Raw genomic sequence first — 20,560 nt, 5'->3', positions numbered from 1 at the left:
AATATATCAATTTTAATAGGCGTTTGTACAAATGGACATGTAATATTGTGCTATCCAATCTTAACCACAAAGTTTTATGATACTTTTTACGAAACCCGTAATCATACGTAAAGAAAGGCGAAATAGAAATTTGATCAAACAGTATTAAATTATTATATCGAAATAGGTTTGATTTCGTCCATGCTCACCTAATGGCTGAGTATACTATTGAGTCCGAGAATCAAACCAAATCGAAATATTCGCTCGCTTTATTCAAGAAGACCAATTGGTTGTACAATAGGCCTTGAGTGCAAGCATCTTTATTCGGGAATTATATTGCTGAAGAAGCCTTTAAGAATATCTCCTTGTACAACAAAGCCAATTTTTATTAAAAACGTAGTTAATCTATGAAATTTCTCATAAACTAAGGAGTTTACTTCCACTTCGAGACGCTAACCTAGAATATATTTCAAAACATTACAAGATGTGGCATTTAAGAAAATATGATATACATAAAAGTTAAAAATGTAACATTTAAAAAACATAAATGTACTTAAACGAGTATTTATCTAATAAATTTTAGATTATAATTTCTACTATTGAAAAATATAAATAGAACTTAGATTTAAATGACTGTACAAAGAAACAATCCTTTTGCTGGCCTATATGATACAGCAGGAAGAGCAACTAATTCATACGGATCTTCAAATGTTCCTACAAGATATGGCACTCTTCAAAATATTGAAAATGTTAAAATTACAAAAAAATGGACAGTTCATGATCTTAATCGAATAGTTAAGAACGGAATTCAAGGATTAGACGATCCAACTAGAAATTGTAGCATGTGTTGTTTAAATGCTTTAGCAAGCAATATCAATGCCTTATATGCGGGTTATTCACCCAAATCAATACCAACAAATAATACAATGATTCAAGCAACTGAAACATTAGTCAAAAAAGGGTACGCTGTACGCTTAAAAGATATTCAACCTACTATTAAAAACACTACTAAAAGATTCACTACAGCTGCAGACATATTAGATAATGATGTTGAGAAGTCAGTATCTGCTAATATTTCAGCAGCTTTAAGTAAATTAACCCCTGATAATTCACTAATGTTTTTTTCTGTTGGTATTGCTTACGGATATCACTCAACCATAATAGCTGTATCTAAAATATCAACACTATCTGTTGGTGGCGGTGGTATTCGCCTAAGTGGAAACAATAACAAACCACTTTTTTTATTTATTGAGGATAATGGTGGTGCAAGAAAATATTATGGTCCAGAATTGGATGTTAAGTGTTGTCAATATATTGTTGGAGCAACTAGACATTATAGAGGTCGAAATAATCTAAATGCCAACCTAGATGCTATAATCTTCCAATTAAATGTCCCAAATAAATAAAATTATGAAAATAAAAAATTACACAATAGCAGGAGCCATTTTTCTTTTTGGCTGTACTTTTCAAAAAAATGATATATCACCTACAAATATTGATATAGATCTACTACGAAATAGTTTTAAAATAAAAAATTTAAACTTTGTGCACAATAAAATCAATAATGATTTTTTTTCAGAGAGTTTAAGTAAATGCTTAGGCCCAAACCAAAAAAACAATCTTAAATTAAAAAACACATATACCATTAAATTTAAAGATAATATAATTTCAAATGTCACAGAATACGAAATACAGAAAAATCAACTCTCTTCTTCTGTTAATAAAATAACCAATAATTTCCTAATAACACCTAGATCTAATTTTTCCAAATTATGCTGGGAAGATACTTATACAAAACCTATTTACAGTAAAAACTTTGGGACAACTTTATTTGTTTTCTCAAGCAATGAAAACTATATCTTTAACTCAAAGAATGATTCAATTAAAAGCACTATTGAAAATAACCCTCAGGACTATTATTTAGACGACATTATATCAATAATCAATAATCAATAATCAATAATCAATAATCAATAATCAATAATCAATAATCAATAATCAATAATCAATAATCAATAATCAATAATCAATAATCAATAATCAATAATCAATAATCAATAATCAATAGATACCTCTTTCAAACATAAAAAACTAAATTTAATTTATAAAAGCTACTAAGTAAATTAAAGTTCTAAAAAGACTTTAATATCTTCTGCGGACTCTGTGTAAAAAATTTCAGTGTAGCCTTCTTTATTCGTTCTACCTTTTTTTGTTCGCCCATTTTTAAACTTTGCCAGATAACCTACATTTTTATATGGCTGACCATTATCATCAGTAAATTTAAATTGTGCATTATATCTTGAACTATCAGGCATGAATGGGAAGTTAGAAATATCAACTCTCTCCCCTCCCACAAACTTATGCTGCCCCGCCTTCACCTCAAACTTTCCAGCCGTAGTAGGCAATACACCCGCACTGCTGATTTCGATTTGACTACCACCTGCTGTCAGTACTATTTTCTTACTCGCTTTAATTTCGACTGTATCTTCAGTGGAAATAATTTGAATACCTTTTCGTGCAATCAGATCCGCCCCATCTCCTTGCGCTTGGATTTCAACTTTGCCTTTACCAGCATAAGCTCTTAAGCCTTCTTGTGCTGCAAATAGACTGATCTTGTTTTGTGCATGGGCAATCAAGGATTTTTGGCTACTGAGGTTGATGCTATCGCCTGCACTTTGGCTGATCTGCCCATCCGCTGAAAGATGAATATCTTCCTGACTACTCACAGCAATGGAGTTTGGTGCAGATAAAATCATTAAGGCTTGTTTAAAGGCATCAGCTTTTTCTTTACTGCCTTTTTCGATTTGGCCAAGGAAGTTTTTCAGATTATCTAAGACTTCAAGCGGGTCAGTTTGCTGGTTTTTCGCCACTTCACTTAAAGCTTTGCTGCTGTTTAAGTTAGCTTCGATTTGATCTTTTGCAGCTTGTGCATCGAGGTGCATTGCTGCTGCTTGTTGTTGTGGGTGTGTGCTGACAAGAAGCCCTTGTCCTGCACGTACTGCGCCCCATTGGTCGGTTCTCAGTTCAAAACCTTCACCTCGCCCTGCACTTTCTGCGGTTTCTTTGGGATGACTAAGGTTACCGAGGTTGAGCTGAGTGGCGCCATGGGTACTTTGTAATTGTGTTGAGATTTGTCCAGTCGTGTCATCAAAGCGAAGTTGTCCAAAGCCTTCACCTTGGACTTCCTTACTTTTTATTCCAGCCAGTTTTTTGGTGTCTGGCAGTTTGCCTTTACTATCAAATTGGGTTGGACTGCGCTGTGCTTCATGTATGCGCCCCACTACAAATGGTCGGTCAATATTACCGTCAAAGAAATCAATAACTACGATTTCATTAATGCGCGGTAAGAAGCGTGCGCCATAACCTTCACCTGCCCATGGAGTAAGTACATCGACCCATGCAGAATCCATATCATTGTCATTGCTGCCTGCACCACCATCATGGCTGTGGTCATCTCCACGGGTAAATAAGAAGCGGACTTTGATTCGTCCCCATTCATCCACATGTATTTCTTCACCGCTTGGCCCAACAACTTTAGCCCGTTGCGGATGGGTACTTGGACGGTGTTCGAGTGGGTTATATTCAGGAACCGTCGCAATATTGCGACGTTGTAATGTGAGCTGATTGGCCTGACGCTCGGCCTGTTCATGGATGGTTTTAATATTCCACTGACTTTGTTCAATCAGTTGATTGACCTGTTCAGAGAGGTCTTTAGGTAAGTTATTTTGGTTATAGAATTTTTTTCCTGTGATTAAAAATTGTTTGTCTGCACCACTGTGTTGATCGATTTCTGGGTGTTCATTCAATTCAAACCAATAACCCACTTGGGTATCACGCACAGTCGATTGTGCACTGAATTTTTTCGATTGTAGCTCGTGATAGCGCGTTAGGTTTTGATTCAATTTTTCAATTTGGCTATTGGATGAAGCGGTAGCTTGGTCTTCGCCTTTTAAGCCTTGCATCCATGCAGGGCTGACATGCCATGCTTGTTCCAAACTTAAGCTAGCATTGTCTTGGCTTTGGCTATGCTGATGTTTGCTTTGAACTGAACCTGCGCCTTCTTCTTGGCTGAGTCCATCGGCTTGCCAGCGCTGTACATGGACCGCAGTCGGCTGAATGCTACGCTCACCGATCAAGCTGGTGATGCTGTCTTGTTTTTCTGTGGCACTAGAACGATGAAAGCGGATACTACGACGGCTGAGTGCTTGATATTGGCTATTGTCATCAATCAGGCGGAGTTTTTGTTTTTCAATTTGGGCTGAGGAATGCGGCACTTTCAACTGTGCTTCATCGATGAGCCAGTTAATGCCTTCACTGCGCCAAAGTCGCGTTAAAAAGTCATAATCGCTTTCATTCGACTGCATGATGAAAGGTCGAACGTCATAGTTTTGGCTTAAACCGCTTAGATCTAGCGTTAGACTGGCAGCAAAGAGCGGACTTTTGCTTTGCCATTCTTTAAAAAGAGTCTCACTAACATCGCGCACCGATTTGTTCATAAACACACGGCTGTTGCGGCGTTTATGCCACAGTGAAGTTGCATCTTCTAAAGTGAGTTTATATAGGGTGAGTGAACCGTCACTCTGCCCTTGAGCCGCCTCTGTAATAATACCGGTGGTACGGAAGAGTTCGCCCTGATCGGTCACTTGATCAACGGCAACCTGTGCGCCAATAAATTGTTTTAGTGGAATAAGTGCATTGGTGGATAGGCAAATCAAAGTCGCTTGTACGCCTTGGTTTAAGATATGCTCCCCATCAATACGTTGAATAAAAAGCTCTTCATTCAACGCAGGGTTGGAAAATTGCACATGAATGGCACGTTTTTGGGCGGATAAGCCTAATTTTTCAAGTATAAGAGCAATCGAATTTAACATTTTAAAAGTCTGTTTTTAAACTTTGTATAATTATGCTTCGAATGATATAGGCTAGCCATCAGACTTGACCAGCCTATTTTATTAATAAAAATGTAACATCTTAATAATTATTATTTTTTTACAATCTCTTAAATTAACCTTTCTGAACCAAATAATGGAATTCTTTATTTCCATTTTCATCAAGACGTTCTTCTTGAAGCAAAAGCTCATGACCTAAATGCATACAAAATTTCGGAATATCCCAAGAGGTCGAATTATCTGTTGCAAAAACCTCAACAATATCGCCCGATTTTGATTTACGAATGGCTTGATGCAACATCATCACAGGCTCAGGGCAACGTAAGCCACGGGTGTTTAATTGAATTGATGGGGACACAGAAGGCTCAGACATTAGAAAACTCAGTATTAAAATCTAGGGCTATTTTAGCATAATCCTGACGACCGAATGTTAGCTTGAAAAATGCAAACGATAGCGTCTTAAAATGACTTGATCGCTCATCATCTAGATCAACATTAACAATAGACAACTGTATTTTCTACGGTATGATAAAATCATCATTTATTAGATATTAAGAGTCTTTAGGAAAGATCATGCAAGAGGAATCCGGCCCGTCGTGGGGCATGCGCGGCTTACGTAAATGGCTGGGCACTGCACCAGAAACCCGTGACGAACTGTTGAAATTGGTACAAGATTCACGTCGCTTCTTAGAACCCGATACAGTTGCCATGCTCGAAGGGGTACTCGACTTACCTGCAACTAAAATCCGCGAGGTCATGACCCCCCGTACTGCGATGATCAGCTTGCAAGAAGATGATGAGCTATTAGATATTTTGCATGTACTTGTTGAATCTGCACACTCACGTTTCCCAGTCTTTTCCTCAGACCAGCCAGACAATGTTGTCGGTATTTTGTTGGCCAAAGATTTGTTGCCATTTTTGACAGAACCGACCACCAAAGTCGATATTCGTGCATTAATGCGTCAACCCTTATTTGTACCTGAGAGCGCGCGTTCTGACCAAGTTTTACGTATGTTGAAAAATACCCAAACCCATATCGCTGTAGTGATTGATGAATATGGCACAACTTCAGGCTTAGTCACTTTAGAGGACATTCTTGAAGAAATTGTGGGTGAAATTGAAGATGAACACGACAAAGTCGATGAAGAAGCTCAATTTATCATTCCAGATGAAGACCCACTAAGTGCAAATACATGGTTGGTTCAAGCACTTACACCAATTGAACACTTTAACAATCTTTTAGATGCTGATTTTTCAGATGATGAAGTAGAAACTGTGGGCGGCTTACTGCTACAAGAAATGGGCTTGGTCAGTGATTTACAAGGTCAAGTGATTGAACTTGAAAACTGGGAATTTACCATTTTGGAGGCAGATGCACGTACCATTCATCTGATCCGAGCTGTCCGTAAATGAGAACCTACTTTGATAAGCTGCTAAACCACTCACAACAAAAAAAACAGCTACCTTTCATCTATCCTTTGCTGATTGCATTATTTTCAGGTGCCATCTTCAGCTTGTCGCTGGCACCTTATCATTATTGGTGGTTGGCAATTTTATCTCCAGCCCTGTTGTATGCCTGCCTAAGTCAACGTGCACCTAAACAATCGTTTTTCATTGGTCTAGCTTATGGCTTTGGCTTATGGTTTGTCGGGGCTTTTTGGCTATATACCTCAATCCATGTCTATGGTGATACCAATTCAGCACTCAGTGTTTTGATGATTGCCATTATGGCGATTGTGATGGGGCTGTTTACCGCAGTTCAGAGTTGGCTCTACCGCCGCTTCTTTCCAGAAACCCCACTGACCTTTGCGCCACTGTGGGTGTTTTTCGAGTGGAGTAAAACTTGGGTCTTTACCGGTTTTCCATGGCTGTTTGCAGGTTATGCCTTTACTGAACGTTTCCTCGATGGCTATGCACCATTATTCGGGATCTTCGGTGTTTCATTTGTGGTCATCTTATTGGCCTGTGCACTGGTCGAAATCCTCAGAAGACGTGTGATCTGGATTGTACCTTCAGCGATCGTACTTGTAGGTGCATGGGGCGCTGCTCAACTGCAATTTGTACAACCTAAAAATACCAAGCCACTCTCTGTTTCCTTGATTCAAGGCAATATTCCGCAAGATTTAAAATGGTTAACAGAATACCAAGCTCAGACCTTAATAAAATACGCAACCTTAAGTCGTACTGAGTGGGGCCGTGATGTCATTGTCTGGCCAGAATCTTCGATTCCAATGTTCCAAACTGACATTGAACCATTTTTGGATGCCATGAATGTGCAGGCCCAAAAAACTGGAACAGCATGGGTCACAGGAATTCCCTATTGGGATTTAGCCGAATCACAGCAAAATAATCACCCGATGTATTACAACAGTATTATGGCAACTGGTGATGAAGCTTCAGGGCTGTATAAAAAGCAACGCTTAGTGCCCTTTGGTGAATATATTCCTTTATCAGGTATGTTGAGTTGGGTGTTACCTGCGTTGCAAAATGACCCCTCCATGAGTGGTTTTTCACGTGGTGCGAACGACCAAAAACCATTACAGGTCAAAGGTCATGATTTAGGGGCTGCGATTTGCTATGAAGTGGCTTATCCCAATTTAACCCGTCGTAATGCCAGTCAAAGTGATTTCCTTGTCACCATTTCAAATGATGCTTGGTTTACTGGCACGGCAAGCCCACATCAACATTTACAAATGGTGCAAATGCGTGCCAAAGAAAATGGGCGCTGGTTTATTCGTGCAACCAATACCGGCATTACTGCGTTTATTGACCATACCGGACATATTGTCAAACAAGCGCCAATGGATAAGGATGCGGTCTTACGTGGCGAGCTTCCAGCAATGCAAGGTGAAACTCTATATACCCGTCTCAGCGATTGGCCGATATTAATTTTCTCCTTCCTTTTATTGGTTCTGGGTTGGATTTATCGCCCGCGTAAAGTTGATATTTCTTTTAAATCACGCCGTTGATTCGGCTACAAAAGATCAAAAAACCGAGCCAAAGCTCGGTTTTTTATTGATAAACTTTCAGGGTGCCAGCTCACCTTACTTTTTCAAAGTAACTTAGTACCTAGGGGAATCTCTGCATCAGGCACACAAAGAGCAACATGCCCCTCTGCATTATGAAAGCCTGTGACCAAACACTCTGACTGGATCGGACCAATTTGTTTTTTTGGAAAATTCACGACGGCAACGACCAATTTTCCCAATAGATTTTCCGGCTGATATAGCTGTGTAATTTGCGCACTGGATTTTTTAATGCCCAGTTCCTCTCCAAAATCCACATGGAGAATGTACGCGGGTTTACGTGCTTGCTCAAAGACTTCAGCCTGCACAATTTTCCCCACACGTAATTCAACTTTCAAAAAATCTTGCCAATCGATCTGTTGCATTTTTCCCTCTTTCTTTTCTTTGTTGTACTTCATCCAACTATCTAAGATCTGATATGTAAAGATTATAAAAATTTCATTCAGGCTGACCATATGTGAAACAGACATTCGATGCGTCAAAACGGACAAAGCAAGGTTATGTTAGAGCGCGTACCATGTAGAAGTATGCACTGATGTACGCTACGAACTGTTCATTAACACGAGACATAAAAAAACTGGAGCAAGCTCCAGTTTTGAAGGTTTAATTTTGGGGTTATAACTGCGTAACTAAATAGGAAAGCATGGCAGCTAAAGATACCATTGGAATATATCGATAAAGACGAACAACCAGTTGTTCGATGGCAGATGCATGTTCTTGTTTTAAATTTGCCACAGTCGCTTTTAATGCAGACCAAAAACTTAAAGCCAGTAATGAACTCATTAAGCTCATGGCAAAGAAGCCCACCATAATTTGGCTACTGCCCTCAGTGCTTTGCCATAAATACACAATGCCTTGACTGATCGGCAGAATACTTAAAATCAAAAGAACAGATTTCAGCATAGACCAATGAAATTGGTTAATTTCATCCGTTAATAATAATGCTTTCATGCTATCCTCCATGGCTAAAAAAGTACCATAAAAGATATTATGCGCGGTTTTATTTAAATGAAAAGCCTATATTTATTCATATTTTGCGATTATTGTAATCAATAAAATTGGGAATAATTCTTATTATAAATATCACATATTTTGCATTATGTAATTTAAATTAAATTCAATAACTTAATATTAATTTTATAATTAAGATTTATTATCACTTCACTCAATATTGAAACACCCTATTAAGTGAAGTGATTAATTCCATTAAAACTGAATTTATAATTATTCTCAGTTAGTGTTTATAGTAAATATCAGCATCATTTTCTTCACCACCAGACTGACCGTCCGCACCAAATGAATAAAGATCATAAGGACGGCCTTCAGAACCTGGAATCACATATTGAATGTCATTGTCCCAACTGTCTTTTGGATAGCCACCTTTGATGTAGCCACCTGGCAACCAGTTTTTAGCAGACTCAGGTTTAGTGACCAAAGCATTTAATCCGCCGTCTTGCATTGAAGGGAATTTACCATTGTCCATTTTGTATTGATCTAATGAGCCAGCGACACTTTTTAAAGTAATCGCCGTAGTATCGACTTTGGCTTTTTCACCACGGCCCATCACGTTCGGTACAATCAGCGCTGCCAAAACACCTAAAATGACAATGACCACCATCACTTCAATTAAAGTAAAACCTTGTTGCTTCATATTTTTTGTCTTCACTTGCATGTTACAAATCTCTGTTCACATCATTGTTCGAATGTCTTAAATCATATTATTCATATTCACGATTGGCAGCATCACAGCAATCACGATCACCAGTACAATGCTCGCCATAAATACCAACATCAGCGGTTCAAGCAACGCCAATAAAGTTGAAATTAAAGTCGTCACTTCTCGGTCTTGCATCGTCGACGCACGTTCGAGCATCCGATCTAATTCGCCTGAACTTTCACCACTTTTGATCATTTGTACCATCATCGGTGGGAAATAACCACTTCGCTCAAGCTGTGTTGCTAAATTACCACCTTCTGTTACTTTCTCTGCCGCAAGGTTGACCGAATCTCGAATCACCCAATTATTACTGACCGCTGCGCCAATTTTTAAAGCATCGACCAAAGGCACGCCAGACTTGGTTAAAATCGACAAGGTACTGGCAAAACGAGCGGCATTAATGCCTTTAGACAGTTTGGAAAATAATGGTAATTTCAAAGTCAATCGGTCAAAGGCATAATGTCCCGCCGCTGTTCTGAGGAATCGAACCAAGAGAAAAATCGAGACTACGCTACCGACCAATAAAAATGGCCAGGCCATTCGAATAAAATCACTGGCTTTCATTAAAGCGACCGTTATCCACGGCAAGGCATCTTTGCTTTGATCAAAGGTTTTGACAATATCTGGGACCACATAGGTCATGAGTCCCATCACAATACCGAAAGACATTAACATCAGGATGATCGGATAAATCATCGCACCCTGCACTTTTTTTTGCATGGCAAAGCGATTTTCGGTGTAATCGGCAAGTTGATCGAGAATGAGATCGAGATGACCTGAACGCTCACCTGCTGCAATCGTGGCAATATACAGTTCAGGAAAGCGTCCCGCTTGTTGTAGTGCGTTGGCTAAAGAATGTCCTTCCAAAACTTTAGAACGCACCGACATCAACAGGTTTTGCACATGGGCTTTTTCGTTTTGTTTTCCCACAGCACGAATCGCTTCTTCTAATGGTATTGCAGCGGCAACCAAAACTGAAAGTTGGCGAGTCAATAAAGCCAAGTCATAGGCATTCAGCCCTTTTTGAAACCAGCGCTGCTGCGCGTGTTTGTCTTTTTGCTCTATCGGATCGACAGCAACTGGAATGAGTGACTGATCTCTGAGCTGTTGACGAATTTGACGCGCAGAATCACCCTCAAGTACACCCTTCTGCTGCTTCCCTGAAGCGTCTATGGCAGTAAACTGATATGCAGGCATTGTAATGCTCTAATTTTCCAAAATTTCTATCAGCGCAGTTGCGTCTGACCATCAAAATCATTCATATTCTTAGATATAAAATATGAGCTCACTCTAACACAACTCCTTTACGATCACGACGAAATTTAATCAGGAACTTATCCACGTTTTATGGCAAATTCAGCGAGCATTGCAACACCTATTTACCGCGTTCGAGTCGCCGTTCCGGTATATTTATACGACTGCTTCGATTACAGCTTAAACCAAGAGCAATACCAACAAGCTGAAGTAGGTGCACGCGTTGCTGTATCTTTTGGTCGGCAAAATTTGACCGGTATCATCGTGGAAAAAATTGCTCCCGATGCACCACTCGATTCAAGCTTTAAACTCAAGGCCATTACCGAACTTCTTGATGATCGTGCCATTTTAGATGAGAAAGTTTTAAATTTATTGACATGGTCTGCACAGTATTACCAATTTCCGATTGGTGAAGTGATGCAAAGTGCCCTTCCGACGCTGTTACGCCAAGGAAAGCCCTATAATTTATTGGCACGGACATGGAATCTGATTGACCATAATGCTGAAGCCAAAATTAAACGTTCAGAGCGTCAACAAGAGGCGTATAAAATACTAAAATTACATCCCACAGGCACAGGTGAAAATCTTTTAAATTTGTCAGGTGTGGAAACCGCGACACTCAAAGCATTAGAGAAAAAAGGTATCTGCCAATGTGTCTTGGCGGAACAGGACTTTAGCCCGATGCCCATGAGCATGGCGCAAATGCCACTCACTGCAAATCCTGACCAAAAAAAAGCGATCGATAGCGTATTAAAAGCACGTAAAAAATATCAGGCCTTCCTGCTCGATGGCTTAACTGGCAGTGGTAAAACTGAAGTCTATTTACAAATCATGCAAGAGGTTCTAAAGCAAGGCAAACAAGTCTTGGTTTTAGTGCCTGAAATTGGACTTACCCCACAGACCATTAGCCGTTTCCAATCACGTTTTCATTGCAATATTGCTCTACTACATTCGGGTTTGAACGATTCAAAACGTATGCAAGCTTGGCAAGCTGCGCAAACAGGTAAGGCGTCAATTATCTTAGGCACGCGTTCTGCAATTTATACCCCACTGCCTAATCTAGGTTTAATTGTGATTGATGAAGAGCATGATCTGTCCTTTAAACAACAAGAAGGCTTTCGCTATCACGCTCGGGATGTCGCACTTTACCGTGGGCATCTGGAACAATGCCCTGTAATTTTAGGTTCTGCCACGCCTAGTATCGAGTGTTATGCACTGGCGAAACAAGGCAAAATGACCGTACTGGAATTGAACCAACGTGCGGGCACCGCGGTCATGCCGAAAATGCACATCCTTGATTTGAAAGTGGCACAGAAACAGCATGGAATCAGCCAACTTTTGATTGGTGAAATCCGTAAACGGCTTGAAAAAAAAGAGCAAGTATTGGTGTTCTTAAACCGTCGAGGATATGCCCCGGTTTTAATTTGTGAAAGCTGTGCATGGCAGGCCAAATGTCCGCACTGTGATGCCAATTTCACGGTACACCGCACACCCTATCAACACTTGCATTGTCACCACTGCGGCACCATTTACCGTATGCCAGAGCATTGTCCACAGTGTAATCACCAAGAACTGAAATCCGTGGGCATGGGCACAGCGAAGGTTGAAGAAAGCCTGAATGAACTATTTCCGCAGCATGACGTTATACGGGTCGATCGTGATTCCACCAGTCGCGTCGGCAGCTGGCAAAAAATCTATGACAAAATTCAAAAAAGCGAACCTGCCATTTTGCTTGGCACACAAATGCTGGCCAAAGGACATCATTTCCCTTACGTCACCTTGGTGGCGATTTTAGATATCGATTCAGGTCTGCTGAGTGTGGACTTCCGTGCCATCGAGCGTACTGCACAGCTCATTGTACAAGTCACTGGGCGTGCCGGCCGTGGTGAACGTAAAGGCGATGTGTTTTTACAAACCTTAAGACCCGACCATCCGCTTTTGAATATCTTGGTCAATGAGGACTATCGAAAATTTGCCAAAGAAACCATGAAAGAACGGGAAATGGCACAAATGCCACCGTTTCGCTATGCCGCATTGGTGCGCTGTGAGTCCAAAAACCAAGAACTCAATACTGAATTTTTACAGCAACATGCCCAATTACTGCGTCAGGACTCTGCTGGAATTATTGACATTTGGGGGCCGATTCCTGCCCCGATGGAGCGCAAAGCGGGACGTTATCAATCCCACATGGTTTTACTGTCTACAGATCGTGCGCGCTTACATTATTATCTGCGTTATTGGTGGCAAAACATCTTGCATAACAAGCCATCAAATATGAAATTGAGCCTCGATATAGACCCACAGGAACTCAGTTAAACGCGTACAATTCAGTCTGAAAAATCAGTCATACTGAATTGCAACTTTCGACCAAAAATACAACTCTAGGACGAGTAAATGTCACTACTGTTACAGATCACAATTTTCCTTGGCGCATCCTTATTGCTTGTCCCTTTGCTCAAGCGCTTTGGTATTGCAACGGTATTGGGATATCTGTTCACTGGTATTTTGCTCGGCCCCGATGTCTTTAACATTGCCAGTGATCCCCAAGCGATCCAAGAGCTCGCTGAGTTTGGCGTGATCTTACTGATGTTCCTGATCGGCCTCGAACTCCGTCCACAGCGGCTATGGAGCATGCGTAGTTCTATTTTCGGCATGGGGAGTTTACAAGTCGGTCTGACCGGTCTGCTTTTAGCGCTAGGCAGTTTTTTTGCATTACAACAAGGCATTGCAGCCAGTATCGTTATCGGTTTCGCTCTCGCTCTTTCTTCTACTGCCTTTGTCTTGCAGATGCTGAGTGAGAAGCAGCAATTAAACACCACCTATGGGCAACAATCCTTTTCGATTTTGCTGTTTCAAGATATGGCTGCAATTCCCCTGATTGCAGTCATCCCCCTGCTCGCAGGGACAGAATCATCACATCACGGAATCGCCTATTTCGCTGCCATCATTGCGACTTTTTCAGGCTTATTTTTATTTAGTCGATACTTAATGCGACCGTTTTTCCGCTTCGTCGCGAAAAGTGGCGCGCATGAACTGATCACCGCTGTCGGCTTATTTATTGTACTGGGTGTCGTGGTGTTGATGGATGTACTCGGCATCAGTACCACACTCGGCGCCTTTCTAACAGGCGTGCTATTGGCCGACTCTGAATTCCGCCATGAACTCGAAGCCAGTATTGCTCCGTTTAAAGGGCTTTTACTTGGGCTGTTCTTTATGACCGTGGGCATGACCACGGAACTGTCATTATTCGTTGAAATACCATGGTTCATTATCGGTGGTGCGTTGGCACTGATGCTCATCAAAATGGCGTCACTTACCGCGATTGCGCGTTATCTTAAAAATACATGGCGTAACAGTATTTTACTGGCAACCTGTTTGGCTCAAGGCGGTGAATTTGCCTTTGTGGTCTTTAGTGTGGCGAAAAGTGAAAATGTCGTACAGCAAGCCATTTTGGAGCCATTAACCCTCATCGTCACTTTGTCGATGGTGTTGACCCCTATGTTGTACTGGTTAATACAATCACAAATTTTGCCACGTTTTAATCCAAAAACCATCCCCGAATATGACGACATTCCGGATGAACATAATCCTGTGATTATTGCGGGCTTTGGACGTTTTGGACAAATCATTGCTCGTGTGGCGCATTTACAGCATTTGTCTTTTACCGCCATTGATAGCAACTTAGACAAAGTCGATTTCGTACGTAATTATGGTGGTCATCTATATTATGGCGATGCCACACAACCAGATATTTTACGCGCTGCGGGCATTGAACATGCCAAAGTGTTCGTCCTTGCCATAGATGATATTGAAGACTCGATGAACGTGGCGCGTCATATTCGCCTGAATTACCCTCAGTTAAAATTATTGGTCCGTGCGCGTGACCGTCATCAGGTGCATCTGCTGCGTGATTTGGGGATTGAGCATATTTGGCGTGAAACCTATTTATCCTCTTTAGGAATGGCCTATCACATGCTGTGCGACTTAGGCATCAGCGATGAAGATGCCTATAAAAGTATCGAATTGTTCCGTGATTATGATGAAAAACTGCTGACTCAACAGCAGCAAATCTATACCGATGAACAAAAAATTTATGAAACGCATCGTAACGCTTTAGCTGAACTGGAACATTTGTTTGAAAGCGATGCGCAAGCCCGTGAAAAACCTACAGGTGTTGATTTACAACGCAGCTTACAACGTCATCGTATTGATGTCACAAGAGATGATAATGAATGACTTGTGTTTTACAATATCGTCACCATTAAAGCAGGGTTATGGAGAATTTTATGTCAGATTTACGCCAACGCTTTTTTATTGAAGATAGCCCTGTTCGTGGAGAAGTGGTTCATCTTGAAGAAGCCCTACAAACGATTCTTGCACAGCGTGACTATGCACCTGCTGTACAAATTCTCTTGGGTGAAATGCTCAGCGCGACTGCCTTGTTGGCCAGTACCTTAAAAATTAAAGGTCGTATTAGCTTACAAATTCAGGCTGCAGGCACATTTAAATGGGCAATGGCGGAATGTAATCATCTCGGTGAAGTTCGCGCACTTGCAGATTATGAAGAAGACCCGCACTTTCAAGCCGCTGAAGACAGCAGCACAGTACTGAAAGCCTTGGTAAACCCAGTACTTTTCATTAATATCGAGCCTGAATTTGGTGAGCGTTATCAAGGGATTGTACCTTTAGACAAACCGGATTTAGCGGGTTGCTTGATGCAATATTATGATTTATCTGCACAGATCCCAACACGTATCGTCTTAGCAAGCAGCAACAGTCGTTCAGGTGGTTTACTGATTCAGTTATTACCTCGGAATAGCGAAGAAGAACAACGCCGTGTCGATGAAGATCTATGGCCACGTTTAACCATGCTGACTGAGACTTTAAAAGCAGATGAGTTAACGTCTTTATCTGCAAATGAAATTTTATATCGTTTATATAACGAAGAAGAAGTTCGTTTACCTGAAACTGAAGCCTTAAAATTTGGCTGCACGTGTTCAAAAGAACGCTGTGCGACAGCACTTGAACAAATTGGTGTTGCTGCAGTTCGTGAAACCCTAGAGTTTCAAAACCCAATTGAAATGGATTGCCAATTCTGTAATACAAAATATACCTTTACTGCAGAAGAAGCTTTATCCCTTTTTGGTCAACACCTCAGCTAAATCATTGCATGATTAAAAGCCTAAATCTAAGCATCCTTCGGGGTGCTTTTTTATTATTCCGATTAAATTCAAAACAGCTACTTTCTTCCGCTTAGACGAATGGTTTCGAACTTTAGAACCTCAACATGATCAGCTGTATTTGCGATCAATTTTTTTTCGAGTAGAATCGCGCCAGAAATAAAGTCAATAAAACCAACAAAGCTTTATTTTTAATTGAAAAATAATGTAAAAAAAACTGGATAAATTATGAAACTCAAAACACTCGCTATTGCTTTAGCCATGTTCTACTTTGGCCCAATAACAGCACATGCAGCAGACCTCGTCGGGACATGGAAAACCATAGATGACAAAACAGGCTATGCCCGTGCTGAAGTCCAAATCACCAAATTAAAAGACGGCAGCTATAGCGGTAAAATCACCAAAGTACATGCCATCCCTAACCGCCCTGTCACCACGATTTGTGAAAAATGCGAAGGTAAACTCAAAAATGCACCCTTAATTGGTTTACCGATCTTCTCTGGCTTTAAACATAATGCAAAAGAGAATGCCTATACCGATGGCAAGGTGATCGACCCACTTTCAGGCAATACCTATCAAGGTAAAGGGCAATTGAATGCGCGCGGCAATGTCCTGACACTTCGAGGGTATGTCGGGACCACGCTTCTCGGCCGGACGGTATCTTGGATCCGCGTCAACTAAAGCGGCCATTCGGCTTTCATTGGCATGATGAACTCAACTCCAGACGAGTTCATCATGCCGATAATAATCTACTTTGAGATGAATTCCGACTATTTTACTAGTGCGTAGACGTTCAGCATAAACCTCATTTAGCGCCAACTCGTTCATGTTTTGGCTCAAAATATAAATACCAATTCTTAAAAAATCACTAGAATATTCATATTATTTCAGGCTACATTAAACCCATAATATTTTTATGCCTTTAAGTTTTAGGCATCCGCTTTTTGTGTAATGTGGGTAATTGTATGGCTGTTAAATTCCTCCCTTCTATCCTGTTCGGCATGTTCTCCATCTGCAGTTTATCCTCTGCTTTTGCAGCGATTGACCCCTTAGTGGGGACATGGAAAACCATTGATGATCGAACAGGTTATTCCCTTGCCGATGTGGTGATTCGTAAAGATAAGCATGACCTGTATTCGGCCACTATTATCCAAAGCCGAAGCGTACCGGGAACGGCAAATGTTTCGACATGCACGCAATGCACCGGTGCTCAGAAAAATAAACCCATGGTCGGTTTAACCACTTTAAGCGGCCTAAGCGCTGATCCAGAAAAGCCCAATGAATTTGTGGGTGGAGTGATGCTCGATCCCAAATCAGGCAAGCACTACAATGCACGCGCTCGTTTGATGAATAATGGTAAGCATTTGATCATCAATGGTCGTACTGAAGGCTCTGCAATTGGACGCAATGTCACTTGGGTCAAAAACTAAGCACGAGGCCTTTAAATCATTAAAGGCCATTTTTTAACTTAAAAATTAGAGTAAAAACTCCATATTAAAGCAGTGTTTTAAAAAAATATGCCAAATACATCACAAACTATCACATTGATTTTGTAGGACTTTATATATAACTTAGGCAAGTTACTCTAAAAACACAATTCTGAATTTTCAGGGGATGAAATGAAAAAAATATATCAACAATTATTTGCCGGAATACTACTTAGCACTTTGTCAGGATTGTCAATCGCTGCGGAAACCGATCCGCTAGTGGGGAAGTGGAAAACCGTCGATGACCGTACAGGATATTCGCGTGCAGACGTTGAAATTCGCAAAAAAGCCGATGGAAGCTATGAAGGCATCATTGTCACCACACGCAATGTCCCTGGCACTGAAAAAATGGGCGTCTGCTCGAACTGCCCAGGTGAATTGAAAAATAAACCTTTTATCGGCTTGCCATTTATTTGGGACTTTAAACAAGATCCAAAAAATCCACGTGAATTCCAAAACGGTAAAGTTCTGGACCCGATTGGTGGAAAAATCTATAAAGGCAAAGCAAGACTTAGTGCTTCAGGAAAACATTTAACTATACGTGGGTATGTTGGTGTATCTGTGATTGGTCGTAGTGTCACTTGGATAAAATATTAATTTTAAATGTGTTTTTAAAAGCCTCCTCGTGAGGCTTTTTTATTGTCATGTTTTGAAACAATAAGATGCTGTTTGCCCCTATGACAGTTTGATGAACCCTTCTATATTGATTTAAACATGATCAATATTTATACAGAGAGTATGCCAGACAATCACTATCAAACTTTAGGGATCGCCCGAGATGCTTCGGCAGATCAAATTAAAAAAGCCTATCGAAAATTGGCGCGTAAATATCACCCTGACGTCAGTAAAGAGGCTGATGCTGAAGCGCGTATGCAAGCGATTAATGTTGCATACGACACCTTGAGTGATGCCGAAAAGAAAAAACAATACGATTTTGAACTCGATCATCCTCAAGGATTTGCTGGGTTTAATGCTGGCAACCAAGATGGTTTTGACCAATCTCAGTTTTATCGCCAATCGACGACTGATGGTCAGCATGCGGACTTTAGTGGATTTGAAGACTTGTTTGGTCGTTTTGGGCAAGGCTTTGGTGGCGGTGACTATCAGTATCAACGTGCAAACCGCCAAACCAAGAGCTTCCGTGGTGAAGACCAACACGCCAGTTTAGAAGTGGATTTAGAAATCGCATTTCATGGTGCAACGCAGAATATCACCTTGCAGATTCCGAGCTTAAATGCCCATGGTGAGCCTGAAGTTCAACGTAAAACCCTACAAGTCAAAATTCCTGCAGGCATGAAATCAGGTCAACAAATTCGACTCTCCGGCCAAGGGCAAGCTGGCTATAACGGTGGAGCTGCTGGTGATTTATACATTGAAATTTTGTATAAACAAACCGAGCAAACCCGTGTAGAAGGTGCTGATATTTTCCAACAACTGAATATCAGTCCTTGGGAAGCAGCATTGGGTCAAAAAATTGCATTTACCAGTCCTGATGGCAAAACATTAGAGCTACAGATTCCTAAAAATGCGCGTACTGGACAGCAGCTACGATTAAAGGACAAAGGGATACCAAACAAAACACCCGGACAGCTTTACCTGGTTTTAAATATAGTGATACCAGCTGTACAAACAGAACAAGAGCAACAAGCTTATGCGGCTTTTGCTCAAGCTTTTCCGTCATTTAATCCACGACAGTCTTAAGGAGAGCACCATGACAACAATTCATTATCGTGAAATTGTCTGTGACGGATGTAAACAGACTGAAATCGTAGACGAAAAAAGTAGTTTTGATCTACAACACTTTGCCTCTGCCTGTGGGCAAAGTCCAGAATGGGTTCTGCAACTACTCGAATACGATATTCTGCCTAGCCGTTCAGAAGACAGGATTCATCAATTTTTTGGCGATGATATATCTCGCGCACGGCGTGCGTATCGGCTTCAACGAGATTTCGATGCCAGTTTTACTGCGGTCGCTATGATGCTTGATTTAATTGACGAAGTTCAACAACTACGTCGCCAAGTCAAACACCAACAGTTTCATTCACATTAAATGTAATCATGAACGCTCTGCCTCGCAGGGCGTTTTTCTTTTCTTGTAGAGTTTGTCTTGTAGAGGAAGTGATCGACAACCATGAAAACACGAGATTGCAATAAAAAAGTCAAAAACATGTTTCCTGAGTACCGTGATTTGGTCTCTCAGTTACGTGATGAAAATCCATATTTTGCACGGATCTTTGAAGAACATGATGAGTTAGATCGTGAAATTATTCAATTGGAATTAAATCCTGTCAATCACCATAACACGGATATTGAGACTATTAAGCGTAAGAAATTAAAGCTAAAAGATGAAATTTATCGCTTGCTGAAAAGTAACGAAAATGATGATATCTCTTGAGATATCGATTCATGTATAGGGGATTTTTCATGATGCATGTCGTTCGCAGTACAACCCACGAGGCTACGCAATTGAATTACTAAGACCATAAGGATCGGTCAAATCGCGTTGTACTGCAGATTCTTTAAAAAACAAAATGTAAAACAATTACATCATGACAAAGGATTCATCATGCACATGCATCATGTCCTATTGGGTGGCATTACTCAGTTTCAGCGCTCTGTTGCATGCCAGTGATAAACGAGTATTTGAAAAACCATGGATGACCAAACAGGATATTCACGCGGCGATGTCACCGTCGTTAAAAATGCCGACGGGACGTATAGTGGAACACTCACTGCAATATGCCCATTGCCGTACAAACCCTTGGTTGAAGTATGCTTAAAATGTAATGGCAAACTCAAAAATGGGTTTTGATAGGTTCCGAAATTATCAAAGAATTTAAACCAGACCCACAACATCCAAATCAATATAGCAATGGAACCGTGCTGGATCCCCTCTCGGGCAATGTCTATAAAGGCAAAGGCAAGCTGAGTGCAAATGGCAAACGTTTAACCATGCGCGGCTATATTGGCGTGTCTGCACTCGGACGTAGTACCACATGGATTCGTAATGATTAGCAACTAAACCCAC

The 20,560-nt window shown here is 40.8% G+C and carries 21 protein-coding genes and 1 pseudogene; 15 read left to right on the top strand and 7 right to left on the bottom strand.

Translation table 11 applies throughout. The features are described from left to right. Positions 1–63 precede the first annotated feature (63 nt). Positions 64–252 (bottom strand): annotated as a pseudogene (locus tag FTU65_RS01485) (transposase); the annotation flags it as partial. Between the two features lie 356 nt (positions 253–608). Here FTU65_RS01485 and FTU65_RS01480 point away from each other — a divergent pair. Both FTU65_RS01480 and FTU65_RS01475 read left to right on the top strand, forming a co-directional pair. Continuing rightward, positions 609–1,385: a hypothetical protein gene (locus FTU65_RS01480; RefSeq protein WP_111885928.1), complete on the top strand. Its 777-nt coding sequence runs from the start codon at positions 609–611 to the stop codon at positions 1,383–1,385. Positions 1,386–1,389: 4 nt separating this feature from the next. Further along, positions 1,390–1,935 carry a hypothetical protein gene (locus FTU65_RS01475; RefSeq protein WP_180066218.1) on the top strand — a complete coding sequence of 182 codons (546 nt, stop codon included), beginning with the start codon at positions 1,390–1,392 and terminating at the stop codon, positions 1,933–1,935. 167 nt (positions 1,936–2,102) lie between these two features. Here FTU65_RS01475 and FTU65_RS01470 read toward each other — a convergent pair whose 3' ends face one another. Together FTU65_RS01470 and tusA are read right to left on the bottom strand one after the other, a co-directional pair. Then, on the bottom strand, positions 2,103–4,850 hold the full coding sequence (locus FTU65_RS01470; RefSeq protein ID WP_180066215.1) for a type VI secretion system Vgr family protein: 2,748 nt from the start codon (positions 4,848–4,850) through the stop codon (positions 2,103–2,105). A gap of 133 nt (positions 4,851–4,983) precedes the next feature. Then, entirely contained in the window at positions 4,984–5,241 is a 258-nt protein-coding gene (gene tusA / locus FTU65_RS01465; RefSeq protein ID WP_111885617.1) for a sulfurtransferase TusA, read from the bottom strand. 200 nt (positions 5,242–5,441) lie between these two features. Between tusA and FTU65_RS01460 the strand changes: the two genes are divergently transcribed. Both FTU65_RS01460 and lnt read left to right on the top strand, forming a co-directional pair. Continuing rightward, entirely contained in the window at positions 5,442–6,281 is an 840-nt protein-coding gene (locus FTU65_RS01460) for an HlyC/CorC family transporter (protein WP_078189781.1), read from the top strand. Beyond that, positions 6,278–7,837: an apolipoprotein N-acyltransferase gene (gene lnt / locus FTU65_RS01455; RefSeq protein ID WP_180065772.1), complete on the top strand. Its 1,560-nt coding sequence runs from the start codon at positions 6,278–6,280 to the stop codon at positions 7,835–7,837. Before FTU65_RS01460 ends, lnt begins: the two co-directional genes overlap by 4 nt. An 83-nt stretch (positions 7,838–7,920) precedes the next feature. Here lnt and FTU65_RS01450 read toward each other — a convergent pair whose 3' ends face one another. The 4 genes from FTU65_RS01450 to gspF all read right to left on the bottom strand — a co-directional run bounded on the left by FTU65_RS01450 (position 7,921) and on the right by gspF (position 10,808). Continuing rightward, the gene (locus FTU65_RS01450; RefSeq protein ID WP_180065770.1) at positions 7,921–8,259 is read right to left on the bottom strand and encodes a tRNA-binding protein; all 339 of its coding nucleotides are present in this window, start codon (positions 8,257–8,259) and stop codon (positions 7,921–7,923) included. Positions 8,260–8,509: 250 nt separating this feature from the next. Next, complete coding sequence (locus FTU65_RS01445; protein ID WP_078192809.1) at positions 8,510–8,845, bottom strand: hypothetical protein; 336 nt, start codon at positions 8,843–8,845, stop codon at positions 8,510–8,512. A gap of 283 nt (positions 8,846–9,128) precedes the next feature. Next, complete coding sequence (gene gspG / locus FTU65_RS01440; RefSeq protein ID WP_078189784.1) at positions 9,129–9,566, bottom strand: type II secretion system major pseudopilin GspG; 438 nt, start codon at positions 9,564–9,566, stop codon at positions 9,129–9,131. A gap of 36 nt (positions 9,567–9,602) precedes the next feature. After that, complete coding sequence (gspF, locus tag FTU65_RS01435) at positions 9,603–10,808, bottom strand: type II secretion system inner membrane protein GspF (protein ID WP_078189785.1); 1,206 nt, start codon at positions 10,806–10,808, stop codon at positions 9,603–9,605. Between the two features lie 150 nt (positions 10,809–10,958). Here gspF and FTU65_RS01430 point away from each other — a divergent pair, with 150 nt between their 5' ends. The 11 genes from FTU65_RS01430 to FTU65_RS01380 all read left to right on the top strand — a co-directional run bounded on the left by FTU65_RS01430 (position 10,959) and on the right by FTU65_RS01380 (position 20,547). Continuing rightward, on the top strand, positions 10,959–13,181 hold the full coding sequence (locus FTU65_RS01430) for a primosomal protein N' (RefSeq protein WP_180066212.1): 2,223 nt from the start codon (positions 10,959–10,961) through the stop codon (positions 13,179–13,181). Between the two features lie 78 nt (positions 13,182–13,259). Then, positions 13,260–15,101, top strand: a complete 1,842-nt coding sequence (locus tag FTU65_RS01425; protein WP_180066209.1) for a monovalent cation:proton antiporter-2 (CPA2) family protein — start codon at positions 13,260–13,262, stop codon at positions 15,099–15,101. A gap of 50 nt (positions 15,102–15,151) precedes the next feature. Beyond that, positions 15,152–16,027, top strand: coding sequence for an Hsp33 family molecular chaperone HslO (gene hslO, locus FTU65_RS01420; RefSeq protein ID WP_180066207.1), 876 nt, complete (start codon positions 15,152–15,154; stop codon positions 16,025–16,027). Between the two features lie 246 nt (positions 16,028–16,273). Next, positions 16,274–16,726: a DUF2147 domain-containing protein gene (locus FTU65_RS01415; RefSeq protein ID WP_180010246.1), complete on the top strand. Its 453-nt coding sequence runs from the start codon at positions 16,274–16,276 to the stop codon at positions 16,724–16,726. Between the two features lie 284 nt (positions 16,727–17,010). Next, entirely contained in the window at positions 17,011–17,475 is a 465-nt protein-coding gene (locus FTU65_RS01410; RefSeq protein WP_168377964.1) for a DUF2147 domain-containing protein, read from the top strand. Positions 17,476–17,664: 189 nt separating this feature from the next. Further along, the gene (locus FTU65_RS01405; RefSeq protein ID WP_078192815.1) at positions 17,665–18,129 is read left to right on the top strand and encodes a DUF2147 domain-containing protein; all 465 of its coding nucleotides are present in this window, start codon (positions 17,665–17,667) and stop codon (positions 18,127–18,129) included. A 141-nt stretch (positions 18,130–18,270) separates the two neighbouring features. Beyond that, on the top strand, positions 18,271–19,233 hold the full coding sequence (locus FTU65_RS01400; RefSeq protein WP_180066322.1) for a DnaJ C-terminal domain-containing protein: 963 nt from the start codon (positions 18,271–18,273) through the stop codon (positions 19,231–19,233). Between the two features lie 10 nt (positions 19,234–19,243). Continuing rightward, positions 19,244–19,582 (top strand): chaperone modulator CbpM, encoded by a 339-nt coding sequence (locus tag FTU65_RS01395; protein ID WP_111885626.1) that lies wholly within the window; start codon positions 19,244–19,246, stop codon positions 19,580–19,582. Between the two features lie 81 nt (positions 19,583–19,663). Further along, positions 19,664–19,927 carry a YdcH family protein gene (locus tag FTU65_RS01390; protein ID WP_078192816.1) on the top strand — a complete coding sequence of 88 codons (264 nt, stop codon included), beginning with the start codon at positions 19,664–19,666 and terminating at the stop codon, positions 19,925–19,927. A 184-nt stretch (positions 19,928–20,111) separates the two neighbouring features. Then, complete coding sequence (locus FTU65_RS01385; protein WP_180066204.1) at positions 20,112–20,312, top strand: hypothetical protein; 201 nt, start codon at positions 20,112–20,114, stop codon at positions 20,310–20,312. Between the two features lie 28 nt (positions 20,313–20,340). After that, entirely contained in the window at positions 20,341–20,547 is a 207-nt protein-coding gene (locus tag FTU65_RS01380) for a DUF2147 domain-containing protein (RefSeq protein ID WP_180066201.1), read from the top strand. Positions 20,548–20,560 lie beyond the last annotated feature (13 nt).

It is taken from the genome of Acinetobacter sp. YH12129, from assembly GCF_013418685.1.
In the GTDB taxonomy this organism is placed as follows: domain Bacteria; phylum Pseudomonadota; class Gammaproteobacteria; order Pseudomonadales; family Moraxellaceae; genus Acinetobacter; species Acinetobacter amyesii.
This window is presented reverse-complemented; position numbering and strand designations above follow the sequence as displayed.

Coding starts and splice junctions, on each gene's coding strand:
- FTU65_RS01450 (WP_180065770.1), bottom strand. CDS start 8,259: ATGCAACAGATCGATTGGCAAGATTTTTTGAAAGTTGAATTACGTGTG.
- FTU65_RS01410 (WP_168377964.1), top strand. CDS start 17,011: ATGGCTGTTAAATTCCTCCCTTCTATCCTGTTCGGCATGTTCTCCATC.
- tusA (WP_111885617.1), bottom strand. CDS start 5,241: ATGTCTGAGCCTTCTGTGTCCCCATCAATTCAATTAAACACCCGTGGC.
- FTU65_RS01425 (WP_180066209.1), top strand. CDS start 13,260: ATGTCACTACTGTTACAGATCACAATTTTCCTTGGCGCATCCTTATTG.
- FTU65_RS01475 (WP_180066218.1), top strand. CDS start 1,390: ATGAAAATAAAAAATTACACAATAGCAGGAGCCATTTTTCTTTTTGGC.
- lnt (WP_180065772.1), top strand. CDS start 6,278: ATGAGAACCTACTTTGATAAGCTGCTAAACCACTCACAACAAAAAAAA.
- FTU65_RS01460 (WP_078189781.1), top strand. CDS start 5,442: ATGCAAGAGGAATCCGGCCCGTCGTGGGGCATGCGCGGCTTACGTAAA.
- FTU65_RS01400 (WP_180066322.1), top strand. CDS start 18,271: ATGCCAGACAATCACTATCAAACTTTAGGGATCGCCCGAGATGCTTCG.
- FTU65_RS01415 (WP_180010246.1), top strand. CDS start 16,274: ATGAAACTCAAAACACTCGCTATTGCTTTAGCCATGTTCTACTTTGGC.
- FTU65_RS01390 (WP_078192816.1), top strand. CDS start 19,664: ATGAAAACACGAGATTGCAATAAAAAAGTCAAAAACATGTTTCCTGAG.
- gspF (WP_078189785.1), bottom strand. CDS start 10,808: ATGCCTGCATATCAGTTTACTGCCATAGACGCTTCAGGGAAGCAGCAG.
- FTU65_RS01405 (WP_078192815.1), top strand. CDS start 17,665: ATGAAAAAAATATATCAACAATTATTTGCCGGAATACTACTTAGCACT.
- FTU65_RS01445 (WP_078192809.1), bottom strand. CDS start 8,845: ATGAAAGCATTATTATTAACGGATGAAATTAACCAATTTCATTGGTCT.
- gspG (WP_078189784.1), bottom strand. CDS start 9,566: ATGCAAGTGAAGACAAAAAATATGAAGCAACAAGGTTTTACTTTAATT.
- FTU65_RS01385 (WP_180066204.1), top strand. CDS start 20,112: ATGTCCTATTGGGTGGCATTACTCAGTTTCAGCGCTCTGTTGCATGCC.
- FTU65_RS01395 (WP_111885626.1), top strand. CDS start 19,244: ATGACAACAATTCATTATCGTGAAATTGTCTGTGACGGATGTAAACAG.
- FTU65_RS01430 (WP_180066212.1), top strand. CDS start 10,959: ATGGCAAATTCAGCGAGCATTGCAACACCTATTTACCGCGTTCGAGTC.
- FTU65_RS01480 (WP_111885928.1), top strand. CDS start 609: ATGACTGTACAAAGAAACAATCCTTTTGCTGGCCTATATGATACAGCA.
- FTU65_RS01470 (WP_180066215.1), bottom strand. CDS start 4,850: ATGTTAAATTCGATTGCTCTTATACTTGAAAAATTAGGCTTATCCGCC.
- hslO (WP_180066207.1), top strand. CDS start 15,152: ATGTCAGATTTACGCCAACGCTTTTTTATTGAAGATAGCCCTGTTCGT.